The 14,952-nt window shown below is 69.1% G+C and carries 16 protein-coding genes; 10 read left to right on the top strand and 6 right to left on the bottom strand.

Annotated features, from left to right (window positions below; translation table 11 throughout):
* Positions 1-332: 332 nt before the first annotated feature.
* From AB0L65_RS61215 to AB0L65_RS61195, 5 genes are read left to right on the top strand one after another with little or no spacing between them, the layout of a single operon-like run.
* Complete coding sequence (locus tag AB0L65_RS61215) at positions 333-1,778, top strand: ABC transporter substrate-binding protein (RefSeq protein ID WP_364266712.1); 1,446 nt, start codon at positions 333-335, stop codon at positions 1,776-1,778.
* Positions 1,775-2,719, top strand: coding sequence for an ABC transporter permease (locus AB0L65_RS61210; protein WP_364266709.1), 945 nt, complete (start codon positions 1,775-1,777; stop codon positions 2,717-2,719). The genes AB0L65_RS61215 and AB0L65_RS61210 overlap by 4 nt, the downstream gene beginning before the upstream one ends.
* Positions 2,720-2,721: 2 nt before the next feature.
* The gene (locus AB0L65_RS61205; RefSeq protein WP_364266706.1) at positions 2,722-3,591 is read left to right on the top strand and encodes an ABC transporter permease; all 870 of its coding nucleotides are present in this window, start codon (positions 2,722-2,724) and stop codon (positions 3,589-3,591) included.
* A gap of 13 nt (positions 3,592-3,604) precedes the next feature.
* Positions 3,605-4,405 carry a creatininase family protein gene (locus AB0L65_RS61200; RefSeq protein ID WP_364266703.1) on the top strand — a complete coding sequence of 267 codons (801 nt, stop codon included), beginning with the start codon at positions 3,605-3,607 and terminating at the stop codon, positions 4,403-4,405.
* Complete coding sequence (locus AB0L65_RS61195) at positions 4,402-6,063, top strand: ABC transporter ATP-binding protein (protein WP_364266700.1); 1,662 nt, start codon at positions 4,402-4,404, stop codon at positions 6,061-6,063. Before AB0L65_RS61200 ends, AB0L65_RS61195 begins: the two co-directional genes overlap by 4 nt.
* On the opposite strand, the gene AB0L65_RS61190 is transcribed toward AB0L65_RS61195, so the two are convergent.
* Entirely contained in the window at positions 6,064-6,744 is a 681-nt protein-coding gene (locus AB0L65_RS61190; protein WP_364266697.1) for a GntR family transcriptional regulator, read from the bottom strand.
* Between the two features lie 58 nt (positions 6,745-6,802).
* Between AB0L65_RS61190 and AB0L65_RS61185 the strand changes: the two genes are divergently transcribed.
* Both AB0L65_RS61185 and AB0L65_RS61180 read left to right on the top strand, forming a co-directional pair.
* Positions 6,803-7,534, top strand: a complete 732-nt coding sequence (locus AB0L65_RS61185) for an aldolase/citrate lyase family protein (protein WP_364266694.1) — start codon at positions 6,803-6,805, stop codon at positions 7,532-7,534.
* Positions 7,535-7,544: 10 nt separating this feature from the next.
* Positions 7,545-8,339 carry a carbon-nitrogen hydrolase family protein gene (locus AB0L65_RS61180; RefSeq protein ID WP_364266691.1) on the top strand — a complete coding sequence of 265 codons (795 nt, stop codon included), beginning with the start codon at positions 7,545-7,547 and terminating at the stop codon, positions 8,337-8,339.
* Positions 8,340-8,415: 76 nt separating this feature from the next.
* On the opposite strand, the gene AB0L65_RS61175 is transcribed toward AB0L65_RS61180, so the two are convergent.
* On the bottom strand, positions 8,416-8,760 hold the full coding sequence (locus AB0L65_RS61175) for a nuclear transport factor 2 family protein (RefSeq protein WP_192789116.1): 345 nt from the start codon (positions 8,758-8,760) through the stop codon (positions 8,416-8,418).
* Here AB0L65_RS61175 and AB0L65_RS61170 point away from each other — a divergent pair.
* The gene (locus tag AB0L65_RS61170; protein ID WP_364266688.1) at positions 8,726-9,109 is read left to right on the top strand and encodes a hypothetical protein; all 384 of its coding nucleotides are present in this window, start codon (positions 8,726-8,728) and stop codon (positions 9,107-9,109) included. The two genes, AB0L65_RS61175 and AB0L65_RS61170, sit on opposite strands and share 35 nt — an antisense overlap.
* Before the next feature lie 105 nt (positions 9,110-9,214).
* Here the strand turns inward: AB0L65_RS61170 and AB0L65_RS61165 are convergent, their stop codons facing one another.
* Both AB0L65_RS61165 and AB0L65_RS61160 read right to left on the bottom strand, forming a co-directional pair.
* Complete coding sequence (locus AB0L65_RS61165) at positions 9,215-9,856, bottom strand: class I SAM-dependent methyltransferase (RefSeq protein ID WP_364266685.1); 642 nt, start codon at positions 9,854-9,856, stop codon at positions 9,215-9,217.
* A gap of 32 nt (positions 9,857-9,888) precedes the next feature.
* Entirely contained in the window at positions 9,889-10,614 is a 726-nt protein-coding gene (locus tag AB0L65_RS61160; RefSeq protein WP_364266682.1) for a helix-turn-helix transcriptional regulator, read from the bottom strand.
* Between the two features lie 64 nt (positions 10,615-10,678).
* Here AB0L65_RS61160 and AB0L65_RS61155 point away from each other — a divergent pair, with 64 nt between their 5' ends.
* Complete coding sequence (locus tag AB0L65_RS61155) at positions 10,679-12,064, top strand: DHA2 family efflux MFS transporter permease subunit (RefSeq protein ID WP_364266679.1); 1,386 nt, start codon at positions 10,679-10,681, stop codon at positions 12,062-12,064.
* Between the two features lie 9 nt (positions 12,065-12,073).
* Here AB0L65_RS61155 and AB0L65_RS61150 read toward each other — a convergent pair whose 3' ends face one another.
* Positions 12,074-13,063, bottom strand: a complete 990-nt coding sequence (locus tag AB0L65_RS61150) for a S66 peptidase family protein (protein WP_364266676.1) — start codon at positions 13,061-13,063, stop codon at positions 12,074-12,076.
* 147 nt (positions 13,064-13,210) lie between these two features.
* A complete protein-coding gene (locus tag AB0L65_RS61145) occupies positions 13,211-13,537 on the bottom strand; it encodes a hypothetical protein (RefSeq protein ID WP_364266673.1) in 327 nt (108 codons plus the stop codon).
* A gap of 526 nt (positions 13,538-14,063) precedes the next feature.
* Between AB0L65_RS61145 and AB0L65_RS61140 the strand changes: the two genes are divergently transcribed.
* On the top strand, positions 14,064-14,952 hold an 889-nt coding region (locus AB0L65_RS61140), incomplete at its 3' end, for an arabinofuranosidase catalytic domain-containing protein (RefSeq protein ID WP_364266670.1).

Raw genomic sequence — 14,952 nt, 5'->3', positions numbered from 1 at the left:
ACGTGCGGGACTCAGCCTACGACGGGCCATCGGCGGGCGTTTTGTCCTGGCCGGTATCTCAAATTCCGCCAGGCTGCAACCCGTTGACCCTGGTGTGAACGCCATGTATACATACGCAATACCTGATGGATCCCCAACCCCAACGACTCAGCGCCAGGCCCTGACGAGGCGGAGATGTCATGGCAGTGATCAGCAGGCGAGGATTTCTCGCCGGAAGCGTAGCCACGCTGGGGGCATCTGCCCTGACGGCCTGCGGCAGCCCAGAGACCTTGCCCCTATCGATGCAGGAAATCCGCCCGGGCGAGGGTAGCGGTGGACCGAATCGCGGCGGAGTGCTGTATTTCGGTCTCTCCACCGACCCCGCCAACCTCGACCCCCACCTCACCAGCGGCAGCGCCTCCGACTACCTGCGCCAGCTCGCCTACAACGGGCTGGTCCAGTACAACGGGGCCGGAGAGATCGTCGGTGATCTCGCGAGCGAGTTCGGGTGGGCCGACGAGCTGACCTACAAGGTCAAGCTGCACCCCGGGGTCGGCTTCCACGACGGGTCCACGATGACGGCCGACGACGTGGTCTTCTCCTTCCGCCGCATGATGGACAAGGCGACCGCGGCGGCGTCGGCTCCGCTGCTCGACCAGGTGGCCTCCGTCGAGGCGCCCGACGCCACCACCGTGGTGTTCCGGTTCAAGCAGCCCGACGTGGCCTTCCCGTTCGCCCTGGCCGCGCCCACCACCAACATCGTCTCCAGGAAGTGGATCGAGTCGGGAGCGAACACCAAGACGCAGGTCATGGGCACCGGACCGTTCCGATTCGTGGAGCGCATCCCGGGGGTGAGCACCACATATGTCCGGTTCGAGAACTACTTCGAGGACGGCCTGCCGTACCTCAACGGGATCGTCTTCCAGCCGATGGGCGACGACTACGCCCGCGTGACGGCGCTGCGGACGGCGACCGTGGACATGATCGACTACGTCCCCGCCACCCATGTCGGCGTCATCTCCGAGAACCCGCGGTTGCGGTTCGTCTCGGACAAGACCTTCGGGTTCGGCTTCGTGGGCTTCGTGACCAGCCGGCGCCCCTTCAACGACGTACGCGTCCGCAGGGCCATCGCGATGTCGATCAACAGGCAGTCCGTCCTGGACACCGCGCTGCTGGGGCACGGCAAGCCGATGGACGGCGCTCTGATGTCGGAGACCTTCGCCCCGTACGCGCCCCAGCTCGCCGGCTCCATGCCCTACGACCCGGAACAGGCCAGATTCCTGCTCAAACAGGCCGGGCAGGAGGGCCTGACGCTGCCGGTGGTGACCACCAGCTCGTACTCGGTCATCGCCAGGCCCGCGCAGGCGATGCTGCCCGGCCTGCGCGCCGCGGGGCTGAACGTGAACCTCACCCAGCAGGAATGGCTGACCTTCCGCTCCAGCGTGTCGACCAAGGTCTTCCCCGTCCATTCCTGGGGGACGGCGCCGAAGTTCGGTGATCCCGCCTCGCTCGGCGACTTCATCGGCAGCACCGGCGCCTTCGCCAAGTACCTCGACTTCGCCGACGACAAGATCGACGAGCTGCTGACCCAGGCACGCAGGAGCTCCGACCAGAGCCTGCGCAACGAGATCTACCTGGACATCGAGAAACGGGCCCTGGAGCTGGTCCCGATGACGTACACGATCCGCCGCGAGCAGGGCGAGGCCCACTACAACCACGTCAAGGGCTACGAGCACCCCCCGAAGGGCGCCTGGACCGCCACGGCCCTGCGCCGGACCTGGATGGAGAAGACGGCGTGAGGCGTTTCCTGGCCAAGCGGTTCGCCCAGGCGATCCTGCAGTTGCTCCTCGTCGGAACCATCGTGTTCTTCCTCGTACGGCTCATCCCCGGCGATCCGGCCAGGGCGGTGCTCGGCGACGCGGCCACCGACGAGCAGATCGCCGCCACCCGGGCCGCGATGCACCTCGAAGAGCCGTTCTTCAGCCAGTTCGTCGGGTTCTGGACCCGGCTGTTCCAAGGCGACCTCGGCACCTCGCTGATCAGCGGCCGCCCGGTGATGCAGGACCTGCCGTCCCGGATCGGCAACTCGCTGGAGCTCGTCCTCATCGCGCTGGCGATCTCGCTGGTGATCGGCATCGCGCTGGGCCGGATCGCCGCCACGCGCGCCGACAAGCCGGCCGACCACGCGCTGGTCGCCGGGTCGATCTTCGGGATCTCGCTGCCGGTGTTCGTGATCGGCACCTTGTTGCTGCTGGTGTTCGCGTTCTTCATCCCGATCCTGCCGCCGCGCCGGTTCGCCTCGCCGTTCGAGGATCCGCTCGCCCACCTGCAGATCCTCATCCTGCCCGTGGCCACGTTGACGGCGGCCTCGTGCGCGGTGGTGACGAGGATGACCAGGGCGTCGATGCTGGAAACGCTCAACGCCGACTACGTCCGCACGGCACGGGCGAAGGGCCTGGTCGAGAAGCACGTCATCAACCGGCACGCGCTGCGTACGGCGCTGCTCGCCGTCGTCTCCGCGACGACGGTCGAGCTGACGACGCTGATCGGGAGCACGGTCCTGGTCGAGACCATCTTCGGGTGGCCGGGGATGAGCTCCCTGCTCATGAACGCCGTGGGACAGCGCGACTATCCCGTCATCCAGGCCGTCGTCCTCGCCGCGGCCACCATCGTCATCCTGGTCAACCTGGTCGGAGACCTGGTCGCCAGGGCACTCGACCCCCGGGCGGAGGATAACTGATCATGGCCACCGTGCTGTCAGGCGCGCCTGCGATCGAGAGCGCCGACAGGAGGACCTTCCTCCGGCGCATGCTGTCCAACCGCAGGACGTCCGTCGCGGGCGCTTTCCTGCTGCTGATCGCGATCGTCACGCTGTTCGCCAGGCTGATCGCGCCGTACGACTACCGCGACATCGTCGGCAAGCCGTTGACCTCGGCCTCCGTGCTCGGCATCGACGACTTCGGGCGCGACGTCCTGTCGCGCCTGCTGGTCGGGCTCCAGGTGTCGCTCGGGGTGGCGCTGTCGGCGGTGCTGGTGGCGGCGGTCATCGGGGTCGCGCTCGGGCTCGTGGCCGGGTACGTCGGCCGCTGGGCCTCGACGATCATCATGCGCGGCATCGACGTCCTGCTGAGCTTCCCCCCGATCGTGCTGGCCATCGCGGTGGTGGCGATCATGGGCCCGGCCCTGGTGAACGTCGTCCTGGTGATCGGCGTCCTGTACATCCCGAGGTTCACCAGGATCGTCTACACCCAGGTTCTGGCCATCCGGAACCTGGAGTACGTCGAAGCCTCGAAGATCATGGGCGCGCGGCCCGCGGGAATCCTCGTCGGGACGATCCTGCCGAACGTGGCGGCGCCCATCATCGTCCAGCTGAGCCTGTCGGTGAGCTTCGCCATCCAGATGGAGGCCGGGCTGAGCTTCCTCGGTCTCGGCGCGCAGCCGCCGCTGCCCTCGCTCGGGACGATGGTCGGCTCGGGCCGCGACTTCCTGGAGGTCCAGCCGACGCTGCTGCTCTATCCGTCCGTGCTCATCATCCTCGTCGTCCTCGCGCTCAACGTGTTCGGGGACGGCATCCGCGACCTGCTCGACCCGCGGCGCCGTGGCACCAACTGAAAGGAACGCATTCATGACCCTCCCTTCCACCCACAGGCTCGGCGAGCTGTCCTGGACCCAGGTCAAGGAGTTGGCGGAACGGGACCCGATCATCCTGCTGCCGATCGGCGCGGTCGAGCAGCACGGCCCGCACCTGCCGATCCACGAGGACTCCATCGTGGCGGAATGGGTGGCCGACAAGCTGGCGAAGGAGAACGGCTGCTACGTCGCGCCCGCCCTCCACTACGGGCACTCCGGGGTCTTCCGCGGTTTCAACGGCAACCTCTCGCTGAGCCAGGCGACGCTGCGCGCCGTCACGTACGAGATCATCGAGGCGCTCGTGCAGTCCGGCTTCCGTCGCGTGATCATCATCAACAACAACGGCGGCAACGTCGGGCCCGTCATCGACGCCGGCCTCCAGGCACGTCATGACCTGGGCGTTCTCGTCGGCCATCTGTACCCGTGGCAGCTCGGCTACGCGCTCATGCGCGACGTGTACGACGACCCGGCCACGGCGTACGGCCACGGCGCGGAGCCCGAGCACTCCGCGATGCTCGCGATGTTCCCCGACCAGGTCCAGAGCGAGCTGGCCGTCTCGGGCGGCCTGGCGTCGGGCAGCGGCTGGACCCCGACGAGCTACACGGAGGCGGCGATCCCGGGGCACGACGTGCGCGGGACCGTCCTGTGGGACTTCTCCGAGGTGAGCGCGACCGGCTGCACCGGCGACGTGAGTCTCGGCAACGCGAAGACGGGCGAGGTCTGGATCGAGCGGGTGATCGGTTTCTGCTCCGCCTACATACAGGAATACGACCGGAACACCTCGAGGGAAGCATGACAACCGGCACGAATCCCGCGGAGCCGATCCTCTCAGTCGAGGGGCTCTCGGTGGACTTCCAGATCGCGGGCACGTGGGTGCCCGCCGTCAAGAACGTCAGCTTCACGGTCGCCAAGGGCGAGGTGGTGGCGCTCGTCGGGGAGTCCGGCTCGGGCAAGTCCGTCAGCTCGATGTCGGTGCTCGGACTGCTGGCCAAGAACGCGCGCCGTCGCGGCAGCATCCGGTACGGCGACACCGAGCTGCTCGACCTCGGCGAGGAGGCGCTGCGCGACATCCGGGGCAAGCGGATCGCGATGATCTTCCAGGAGCCGATGACCGCGCTGAACCCGGTCTACACCATCGGCGAGCAGATCATCGAGGCGATCCAGTGCCACGAGCGCGTACCGGCCGCCGAGGCCCGCTCACGTACGTTGGAGCTGCTGAGGAAGGTCGGCATCCCGGAGCCGGAGTCGCGGATCGACAGCTACCCGCACCAGCTCTCCGGCGGCCAGCGGCAGCGCGCGATGATCGCGATGGCGATCGCCTGGTCGCCCGAGGTCATCATCGCCGACGAGCCGACCACGGCCCTCGACGTCACGGTGCAGGCGGAGATCCTGGAGTTGCTGCGCCGCCTGCAGAAGGACCTCGGCTCGGCGGTCGTGGTCATCACCCATGACATGGGCGTGGTCGCCGACCTGGCCGACCGGGTGGTGGTGATGAAGCAGGGCGAGGTCGTCGAGGAGGCCCCGGTCGCCCGGTTGTTCGCCGAACCCCGGCACGAGTACACCACCAAGCTGCTGTCCGCGGTGCCCCGGCGCGGCCAGGCCGAGCCTGTGCCGTCCGGCGGCGACACGCCGGAGGGTGCCACGCTGCGGGTCGCCGGGCTCCAGGTCGAGTACCCGGGACGACTGGGCCGCAAAGGGTTCAAAGCAGTGCACGACATCAGCTTCGAGATCGGGAAGGGGAAGGTCCTCGGCCTGGTGGGCGAGTCGGGCTCGGGCAAGTCCACGATCGGCCGGGCCATCGTCGGGCTGGTCCGCGCCACGTCCGGCACGATCGAGATCTGCGGACGGGACGTGACCGGGCTCGGCGCCAGGGAGCTGCGCGGGTTCCGCAGGAAGTACTCGATGGTCTTCCAGGACCCGGGGTCCTCGCTCGACCCGCGCCGGTCGATCGGCGACTCGATCGCGGCCCCGATGATCATCAACCGGTACGCGGGCCGCGCCGCCGTCCGCGAGCGGGTGCTGGAGCTGCTCGACCAGGTGGAGCTGCCCAGGAACTGGGCCGGCAGGTTCCCGCACGAGCTGTCGGGCGGCCAGCGCCAGCGCGTCGGGATCGCCCGCGCGCTGGCGCTGGAGCCCGAGCTGCTCATCGCCGATGAGCCCACCTCGGCGCTGGACGTCTCCGTGCAGGCCACGGTGCTGCGGTTGTTCCAGGAGTTGCAGGACAGGCTCGGTTTCTCCTGCCTGTTCATCAGCCACGACCTGGGCGTGGTCGAGTTGCTCGCGCACGACGTCGCCGTGCTGCAACAGGGGCGGATGGTCGAACACGGCCCCGCCCGCGAGGTGCTGAACGATCCCCGGACGGATTACACCAGGAGGCTGGTCGCGGCGGCGCCGGTGCCCGACCCCGCCGAGCAGGCCGAGCGCCGCGAGCTGTGGCGGGCGATCGCCAGATGATCACCTCAGGTGGGAGACCACCCGCTCGTCGGGCCGCAGGTGGTTGCGCAGGGTGCGTTCGGCGGTGTCGAAGTCGTGCATAGTCAGGGCCGCGAGCAGGGTGCGGTGCTCGGGGTTGATGACCGCCAGCCGGTCGGGGCGCGCCGCCACGGCGCTGACCCCGATCCGCTGGTGCCGTGGCTGGAGGCTGCTGAACAGGTCGGTCAGCACGGTGTTGCCCGTCGCCCTGACGAACGCGAAGTGGAAGAAGAAGTCCATCTTGGCGTGCTCGGCGATCGCGTCGCGGTCGCCCGCCCTGCACCGCGCCACCATGTCCGGATCCTCCATCAGGTCCAGGTGCCCCGACAGCTCCTGCGGGATGTCGGTCTTCTTGTCGCACAGGATCCGGAAGCCGTGGATCTCGAGCACCAGTCGCATCTCGTACGTCTCGAACAACTCGGCGGCCGTCACGCTGCGCACCTGCGCGCCGCGCCTGGGCAGGAGGTCGATGTACTTCTCGGCCGCCAGGCGGTGGAACGCCTCACGGACGGGAGTGCGCGACACGCCGGCCTCGTCGCAGACCAGCTTCTCCTCCAGGAAGGACCCCTCGGGAAACCGGCCGCCGAGAATCGCCTCGCGCGTCCATCGGTAGGCGCGCTCGCCCGCGGTAGCCGCCGGCGCGATGTCCGGTTCCCAGTTCATGCCACCCCCACGCTCGTGTGTATACACAGCGTATATTAACTGTGAGAAGGAGTATCCGTTGCAGCGGAGATACGCCGCCTGGCTGTCCGGTCCGAGTTTCGCCGCGGCCGAGATCGTGGCCGACCTGGGCTACGGCGCGGTGGTCCTCGATATCGAACACGGCTCTTTCGACCTGGCCGACCTCGAACGCTTCGTCCCGTTCCTCCGTGGTCTCGGCCTGGAGGTGCTGGCCAAGGTGCTCGGTCCCGAGCGGGGGCCGATCCAGCAGGCCCTCGACTTCGGCGCCACCGCCGTCGTCGTGCCCCACATCGAGGGCGCCGCGCACGCGGCCGCCGTCTGCGCCTTCGGGAAGTTCCCCCCTCTGGGCGACAGAAGCTTCGCGGGCGGACGGACGGCGCGGTACGGCGGGTTCGACGACGAGTGGATCGTACGCCAAGATCGCGAGACCCGCGTCTACCCGATGATCGAGGACGCGGGCGCCATCGAGCAGATCGACGACATCCTCGCGCTCGACACGGTCGACGGCGTCTTCATCGGCCCCAGCGACCTGTCCATCCGCCGCGGCCGGGGCGCCTACTCCCGCTCGGAGGGGGACTTCGCCGACCTCAAGATCGTGGCGGACGCGGCCCGCGCCGCGGGCAAACCCTGGGTGCTGCCCGCGTGGTCGCCGGAGGAGAAGGCGTTCGCTCTGGAGAACGGGGCCGACCAGCTCGTCCTGACCATGGAGCACGGCGCCATCATGGCCGGTTTCAAGGCCGCGCTCGACCAGACCCACGAACTCACCCATTAGGAGACCCTGCATGCTCGTCACCGTCGGACAGTTCAGCGCCACCACCGACAAGCCCGCCAACCTCGACGCCGCCACCGGGCTGATCGAGCAGGCGGCGGCCCAAGGGGCGCGGCTCGTCGTCCTGCCGGAGAACGCCATGTACTCCAACCCGGACGTGACGGCCGACATCGTCCCCGACTCGGAGCCCCTCGACGGGCCCTTCGCGACCGCGATCGGCGGGCTGGCGAAGAAGCACGGCATCGCGGTCGTCGCCGGCATGACCGAGGCGCCCGCCGGGGAGCGCGGCAAGCCCAGCAACACCGTGCTCGCCGTGGACGCGGGCGGCGACCTGCTCGGCGTCTACCGCAAGGTGCACCTCTACGACGCCTTCGGCTACCGCGAGTCCGACCGGGTGCAGGCGCACGCGCCGGAACCGCTCGTCTTCACCCTGGACGACCTCACTTTCGGCGTCCTGACCTGCTACGACCTCCGTTTCCCGGAGATGGCCCGGTTCCTGGTCGACGCCGGGGCCGAGGCCTTCGTCGTACCCGCCGCGTGGGTCGCCGGGCCCGCCAAGGAGGACCACTGGATCACGCTGGTCCGCGCCCGCGCGATCGAGAACACCGCGTACGTCCTGGCCAGCGGCCAGACCGGCCCCGTCTGCACGGGGCAGAGCGCGGTCGTGGACCCAATGGGCACGGTGGTGGCGTCGGCTGGCGAGGCGCCGGGGGTGGCGTCGGCCGTCATCGGCGCGGAGCGGCTACGCGCCGTACGCGCCAAGAACCCGAGCCTGGTCAACCGCCGCTTCAAGGTGCTCCCCGCCTGAGCCGTTCTCAGGAGATCGGACCAGGGAAGAGACGTCACGCGGTCTCGGCGCCACAGCTGTGCGCCGAACCGCTGCGTCAGGAGTCACGTCGCAGCGACGACAGCCCCCACAGCTCGGCGATCCGTCCGTCGCGCACGCGGAAGATCTCCAGCATGGTCGGTGGTTGCCGCCCGGGAATGCCGTGCACACTCGTACGGACGGCTGCCGTGTCACCTTCGACGACCATGTCCTCGACGACGACCCGGGCATCCGGGAAGGTCTCGTGGAACCGTTGCCACGACCGGGTGACGCTCTCGGGGCCGGTCGTGTCCAGGGGGTGGCTGTAGAAGTCCGCGGTGAAGATCTCCGCGGTGGCAGCGTGGTCGTGGGCGTTGAACGCCGCGTACATGCGCCGGGCAGCGGCCCGCACGTCTTCGGTCATCGGCTCTCCTGCTCGATCATGTGCGCGCGAATGCGGCGCCGCGACGAAGGCCGGTACGGCGTCGGCCCGAGCCGGGATCGAGCGCGACAGCGTCAGTTGCTCCAAGCCCAGGGGCAAGTGGGCCAACTACTCCTGGGGCGAGGGCAACACGACCGCGACCATCTACTTCAACAACCACTGCAGCCACAAGGTCAGTGTCAAGATCATGTTCGTCAGGAAGGGCTCGGTCGGTGACAAGGCCTCCAAGTACCGCTGCATGACCGTCAACGCCCACACCAAGGGCAAGAAGAAGTTCTACGCCGCCGCCTACAAGCCGTACTCCGTGAGCCGGGTCGCGCGCTGCAGCTGAGCCGCAGGCGCATTCAGCGCCTGCACGCCGAAGGCCACTTCCTGAGGTCAGGAAGTGGCCTTCGGGCTTGTGCCGCAGGGGCAGGTCAGGAGAATCGACCCGGATCTACTGCCTTTGCATCAGCAGGCAGCCCCGGCGGAATCGCTCGTCCTCCTGGGGCTCACGCAGCATTCGTCCCACTTCGACGAACCCTGCCGCGCGCGCCAGTTCGGCGAGGTCGTCGATCGGCCAGCGGTAGGCGAGCGTGACCTTGTGATCGAACGACACCAGCGGCCCGCCCTCGGACTCGAAGAAGCCGAGCAGGAGGTGGCCGCCCGGGGCCAGCGCCCGGTGGAACTCGGCGAAGTACGGCAGCAGGTCCTGCGGCGGAATGTGGATGACGGAGTACCAGGACAGGATGCCGCCCAGCGCACCGTCGGCCAGGTCGAGGGCGTCCATGGAGCCCACCTCGAAGCGCAGGTCGGGCTGGGCCTCGCGGGCAAGCTTGATCATCGCAGGGGACAGGTCGATGCCGAAGGCGTCCAGCCCCAGATCCCGGAGGTGCGCCGTCGTCTGGCCGGGGCCGCATCCCACCTCGGCGACCAAGGGCCCGGCCTCGCCGGTCCGCACGTAGTCCGCGAACGCGGCGAGTGCTGCGCGATCCAGGGGCTGGCGGTCGAGTGCGTCCCGGGCGAGCTCGGCGTAGAGGACGGCGACAGCGTCGTAGGCCTCCGCCGTCGTGGTCAGATAGGAGGGGGTTTCGGTCACGGTGGACGACTCTAGACCCTGACCGGATCGGATCAGCGGGATACGGCTTGCGGGGTTTCCCAGTCGAGGGGGACGCCGAAGGTCTCGTGCAGCCCGGTGCGGCCCGCGTCGGTGAGCTGGACGACCCGGCGGGCCCGGCCGCGGCGCAGCCAGTCCAGCGCGAACAACCGGGTCGCGATGGCCGCGCCGAGCGCGCCCGCGAGGTGGTGGCGGCCCTCGCCCCAGTCGACGCAGTAGCGGATCGCCGGTCGCCGCCGGGAGAACTCCTCGACGTCGATCCCGAACTCCCCCAGCCTGCCGAGGCCCGTCGGGGTGATCCGGTAGCCGTTCGCGCCGGTGGCGGCGAGCACGCCGCCGTCCACCAGCGCGGCGAGCAGCACCACCCCGAGCCGCCCGGCGAGGTGGTCGTAGCAGAGCCGGGCGCGCAGCAGCGCCTGGTTGCGGACGTCCTCCCGCAGCGACGTGACCGGCAGCGGCCGGGCGATCCTGGCCAGCTCCTCCAGCGCCCGCGCCACGTCGGTGCTGGCCAGGCGGTAATAGCGGTGCCGGCCGTCGTGCTCGACGGTGAGCAGCTTGGCCTCGCGCAGCTTGGTCAGGTGGCCGCTGATCGTGGACATGCTCACCCCGGCCTCGGCGGCCAGCGCGCTGGCGGGCAGCACGCCGCCGTCGGCGAGGGCGCGCAGCACCTTGGTCCGGGTCGGATCACCGATGGCCGCCGCGACGTGCGCGATGTCGGCCTCCGTGGCGGTCTTCCACATGAGGCCAGTCTAGGACGACGACAGTTCGGCGTTCGCCGTAGTAGTTCCGTCCCAGACTGAAGGCATGACCCCTACAACGAGAGAGCCGACCGCGTCCCTCTCGCGGACCGCGGGCTGGTCACCGCTGATCGCGCTCTGTCTCGGATATTTCCTGGTCATCCTGGACGTCACCGTGGTCACCGTGGCGATCCCGGTGATCGGCGCCCGGTTGCCCGCCGGGCTGACCGAACTGCAGTGGGTCGTCGACGGCTACACACTGGCCTTCGCCGGGCTGCTGCTGTTCTGTGGCGGGCTCAACGACCGGCTCGGCGGGAAGCCGGTTTTCCTGGCCGGGCTGGCGGTGTTCACCGTGGCCTCGGCCTGGTGCGGGCTGGCGACGTCGGCCGGTGCGCTGATCGGGGCCCGGCTGGTGCAGGGCGCCGGCGCCGCGGCCATGGTGCCGGCCTCGCTGGCGCTGCTGCGCGACGCGTACCCGGAGCGGGCGGCGCGGGCGCGGGCGTTCGGCGTGTGGGGCATGGTCGCGGGGATCGCCGCCTGCACGGGGCCGGTGCTCGGTGGCGTGCTGGTGTCGGCGATCGGCTGGCGGGCGGTGTTCTTCGTGAACATCCCGTTCGGCCTGCTCGGCGTCCTGCTCACCGTACGGCACGTCCCCGGCCGGGCAGAGCGGGGCACGGAGCGCAGGGGACTGGACGTGCCGGCGCAGGTGGCCGGGGCGTTGAGCCTGGCCGGGCTGACCGCGGCGTTGATCGAGGCCGGGGCGAGCGGCTGGACCTCGCCGGTGGTGCTGGGCGGGCTGGCTCTGTTCGTGCTCGCGCTGCCGGCGTTCCTGCTGCTCGAACGCCGGGCGAGCGCGCCGATGCTGCCGCTGGAGCTGTTCGCGAGCCGCCGCTTCTCCGCCTCGGCCGCCATCGGGGTGCTGCTCAACCTCGGCTTCTACGGCCTGCTGTTCGTCGTGCCGCTGTACTTCCAGCAGGTACGGCACCTCGACGCGATGGCGACCGGGCTGGCGATGCTGCCGATGGCGCTGATGCCGCCGATCGCCTCGCCGCTGAGCGGCTGGGTCGCCGCGCGCACCGGGCCGCGCCCGCCGATGGCGTACGGGCTGATCATCGGCGGGATCGGGCTGCTGAGCTGGCTGCCGGCCGACGCCGGCACGAGCTACTGGGCGCTGGTCGTACCGCTGATGCTCACCGGCTTCGGGACCGGTTTCACGATGCCGGCCGCCACCGCGGCGATCATGGAGGCGGCGCCGCCCGAGCTCGGCGGGGCGGCCTCCGCGGTGTTCAACGCCGCCCGTCAGACCGGCAGCGCGATCGGGGTGGCGCTGGTCGGCACGCTGGTCGCGGGCGGCGGTCTCGTCGCGGGCCTGCACGCCGACGTCGCCGTCGGCGGCCTCGGCTTCCTGATCGCCGCCACGCTGGCCGTCTTCGCCCTCCGCCCCGCACAGTGATCCGGGCGGTCAGTGGCGGAGCAGCGTCAGGCTCGACTCGGTGTCGGTGACGGCGAGCCCGGCCTGGCCGCCGATCGGGAAGGTGGCCAGGGGGTTGGTGTGGCCGACGTCGATGTTGGCCAGGACGGGGACGCGGCTCAGCGCCGGTTGGGTGGCGATGATCTGTTCCAGCAGCGGGCGGGACATGCGGCTGGCGTGCTGGAACCGTCCGACGGCCAGTCCTCGGATCTTCGGGGCGTCGGGAAGCTGCAGCAGTGAGGTCAGGTCACGGGCGAACGTCGCCGGATGCGACTCGAAGTCGTCCTCGACGATCAGGATCGCGCCGTCGAGGGACGGCATGTACGGGGTGCCCGCCAGCAGGTTCAGTGTGCACAGATTGCCGCCGACGATGCGTCCCTCGGCGGTGCCGGGCCGCAGCGGCCACCATCCCTCGTTGGGGATCGGTTCGCGCTTGTCCTGGTCGAGGAACCAGAGATCGTCGGTCCACCGCACCGCCGGGGTCAGCGCGACCGGAGCGGTGTCGAACATGACCGAGGTGAACCAGCGCAGCGTCTCCTCGAAGTGATCCCGCATCCCGAACGTCGACCAGTGCGGACCGGAGTAGGTGACCAGCCCGGCGCGAGCGAGGATGGCGTTCTGCAGAGCGGTGATGTCGGAGTAGCCGCACAAGATCTTCGGATTGGCGCGGATCAGCTCCCAGTCCAGGTACGGCAGGAGTTCGTTGCAGTTGTAGCCGCCGATGACCGTCAGGATCGCCGCCACCGACGGGTCCGCGAAGGCCTCGTGCAGATCGGCGACCCGCGAGGCGACGCTGGAGGAGTCGAACGCGTCCCGCTCATCGACATGGGCGCCGTAGGAGAGCGTCAGGCCGAGCTCGGCGAACCGGGACCTGATGAGGTCGGTGTGATCGTGCTCCATGACCATCGCGCGGGACATGGCCGGGGCCACCACTCGTACGACGTCGCCTGCGTTCAGCTTGGGAGGAGAGATCACATCCATAAGACCGAAGCCTAACGCCGAGTTCGGCGTCGGGAACAATGGATTAAACCACTCCATTGTTCCTCGACGCCGATATCGTCCACCGTCACCGAGCAGGCGCGAGCGATTTTCACCTGGCGCCGGCCGCGGTGTCAGCGGAAGGACCCCTCACTCCGCCGAGGTGTCTTCCGACCACTCCGGGGTCTCGGTGGCGGAGTTGTCGGTCCAGCTGCCGTCGTTCTTGTGATTGTCCTGGTGCTCGTGGTGGCGGTGCTCGCGCCGGCGCTCGTGCCTGTTGAGGTTGCGGTTGCGGTTCTCCACGTCGACGAAGACGCGCTCGCGCCCCTGCCGGATGAACCGAGGAATGAAGACGGGCTTCTCGTGGCTGACGACCCTCGGCGCGGCCTGCTGCACCACGCGGGTCACCTTACGCGGCGCGGGCGGGCCGCCGGCCGTGCTGGCGGTGGCCACCCCCTGGCCCAGTGGAAGGAGCATGACACCGGCGACCGCGCCGGTGATAGCTAGTGCTGCGAGCCGCCCTTGCGTCCGCCGACTGTTGGTGTTCACGTGTCTCGTTTCCGTTCATGGATAGATCGGTCCGGAACCTGGCATCCGCCGTTTCAGCGGACACTCAGATGGAACCGGACATACCCATACAGATATTCTCAGTTACCTCGTTAATCGCAAATAGCACGTCAAAGCCCAAGCGTCATATGTAATCACGATTTTTGTGTTTGAGCTCATCCGCCACAGCAGCCCCGGGCGATCTACCGATCGTTGCCGAAGAAACGGATGAAAGTTTCTCCTCCGACCGGTTCCCCAAGTTACCGAGCCCCAGGTCAGCGGAGATCCGGAATTGAGGGGAGCCGGACTCGTTGACTAATCGCTCCCCGCCGAGGACTGTCGGCTCGACCACATCTCGGAGAATGGGAAAACACCAGTGCGACATGTCAGCTCTTTCCGCCGACGGTGGAAACTGTCGGCCGCGGCCGTCGCCGCGCTGTTGACGGCCGGTGTTGGTTTGGCCGGAACGCACGTCGCGTCGGCCGTCGCAGCCGGTTGCCAGGTCACCTACACGGTGACCAACCAGTGGCCCGGCGGCTTCGGCGCGAATGTTAGCGTTAACAACCTGGGTGACCCGATCAACGGCTGGAAGCTGACCTGGGCGTTCCCCGCCGGTCAGACCATCACCCAGCTGTGGAACGGCACCTACACCCAGTCCGGCTCCCAGGTCACGGTGTCCAACGTCAGCTACAACGCCGGCATCCCCAGCGGCGGCAGCATCAGCTTCGGGTTCAACGGGGCGTACAGCGGCTCCAACCCGGTGCCGACGAGCTTCGCCCTCAACGGCGTCACCTGCACCGGCGGCGTCTCCACCCCCACCCCCACTCCCACCGTCACGCCGCCGCCGCCGTCGAACCAGCCGTGCGACATCTACGCCGCGGGCGGCACGCCGTGCGTGGCGGCGCACAGCACGACCCGCGCCCTGTACGCCTCCTACAACGGCTCGCTCTACCAGGTACGCCGCTCCTCGGACAACGCCACCCAGAACATCGGCGTCCTGAGCGCGGGCGGGTCCGCCAACGCCGCCACGCAGGATTCGTTCTGCGCCGGCACGACCTGCCTCATCACCATCATTTACGACCAATCCGGCCGGGGTAACCACCTCACCCAGGCGCCTCCCGGCGGGTTCCCGGGCCCGGCTCCGGGCGGATACGACAACCTCGCGAACGCGACCGCGGCGCCGACCACGGTCAACGGCCACAAGGCGTACGGCGTCTACGTGGCCCCCGGCACCGGCTACCGCAACAACAACACCAACGGCGTCGCCAGGGGAGACCAGCCGGAAGGCATGTACGCCATCTTCGACGGCACGCACTACAACGGCGGCTGCTGCTTCGACTACGGCA

This window comes from Nonomuraea sp. NPDC052116 (genome assembly GCF_040680035.1).
GTDB lineage: Bacteria > Actinomycetota > Actinomycetes > Streptosporangiales > Streptosporangiaceae > Nonomuraea > Nonomuraea angiospora_A.
The sequence above is the reverse complement of the archived record's forward strand: the minus strand, read 5'-3'. Positions and strand labels throughout refer to the sequence as shown.

What these genes read in the sequence shown, in the direction of transcription:
- AB0L65_RS61175 (WP_192789116.1), bottom strand. Translation starts at nt 8,760, where the DNA reads ATGACCGAAGACGTGCGGGCCGCTGCCCGGCGCATGTACGCGGCGTTC.
- AB0L65_RS61190 (WP_364266697.1), bottom strand. Translation starts at nt 6,744, where the DNA reads ATGAACTGGGAACCGGACATCGCGCCGGCGGCTACCGCGGGCGAGCGC.
- AB0L65_RS61170 (WP_364266688.1), top strand. Translation starts at nt 8,726, where the DNA reads ATGCGCCGGGCAGCGGCCCGCACGTCTTCGGTCATCGGCTCTCCTGCT.
- AB0L65_RS61155 (WP_364266679.1), top strand. Translation starts at nt 10,679, where the DNA reads ATGACCCCTACAACGAGAGAGCCGACCGCGTCCCTCTCGCGGACCGCG.
- AB0L65_RS61150 (WP_364266676.1), bottom strand. Translation starts at nt 13,063, where the DNA reads ATGGATGTGATCTCTCCTCCCAAGCTGAACGCAGGCGACGTCGTACGA.
- AB0L65_RS61180 (WP_364266691.1), top strand. Translation starts at nt 7,545, where the DNA reads ATGCTCGTCACCGTCGGACAGTTCAGCGCCACCACCGACAAGCCCGCC.
- AB0L65_RS61195 (WP_364266700.1), top strand. Translation starts at nt 4,402, where the DNA reads ATGACAACCGGCACGAATCCCGCGGAGCCGATCCTCTCAGTCGAGGGG.
- AB0L65_RS61205 (WP_364266706.1), top strand. Translation starts at nt 2,722, where the DNA reads ATGGCCACCGTGCTGTCAGGCGCGCCTGCGATCGAGAGCGCCGACAGG.
- AB0L65_RS61200 (WP_364266703.1), top strand. Translation starts at nt 3,605, where the DNA reads ATGACCCTCCCTTCCACCCACAGGCTCGGCGAGCTGTCCTGGACCCAG.
- AB0L65_RS61160 (WP_364266682.1), bottom strand. Translation starts at nt 10,614, where the DNA reads ATGTGGAAGACCGCCACGGAGGCCGACATCGCGCACGTCGCGGCGGCC.
- AB0L65_RS61145 (WP_364266673.1), bottom strand. Translation starts at nt 13,537, where the DNA reads ATGCTCCTTCCACTGGGCCAGGGGGTGGCCACCGCCAGCACGGCCGGC.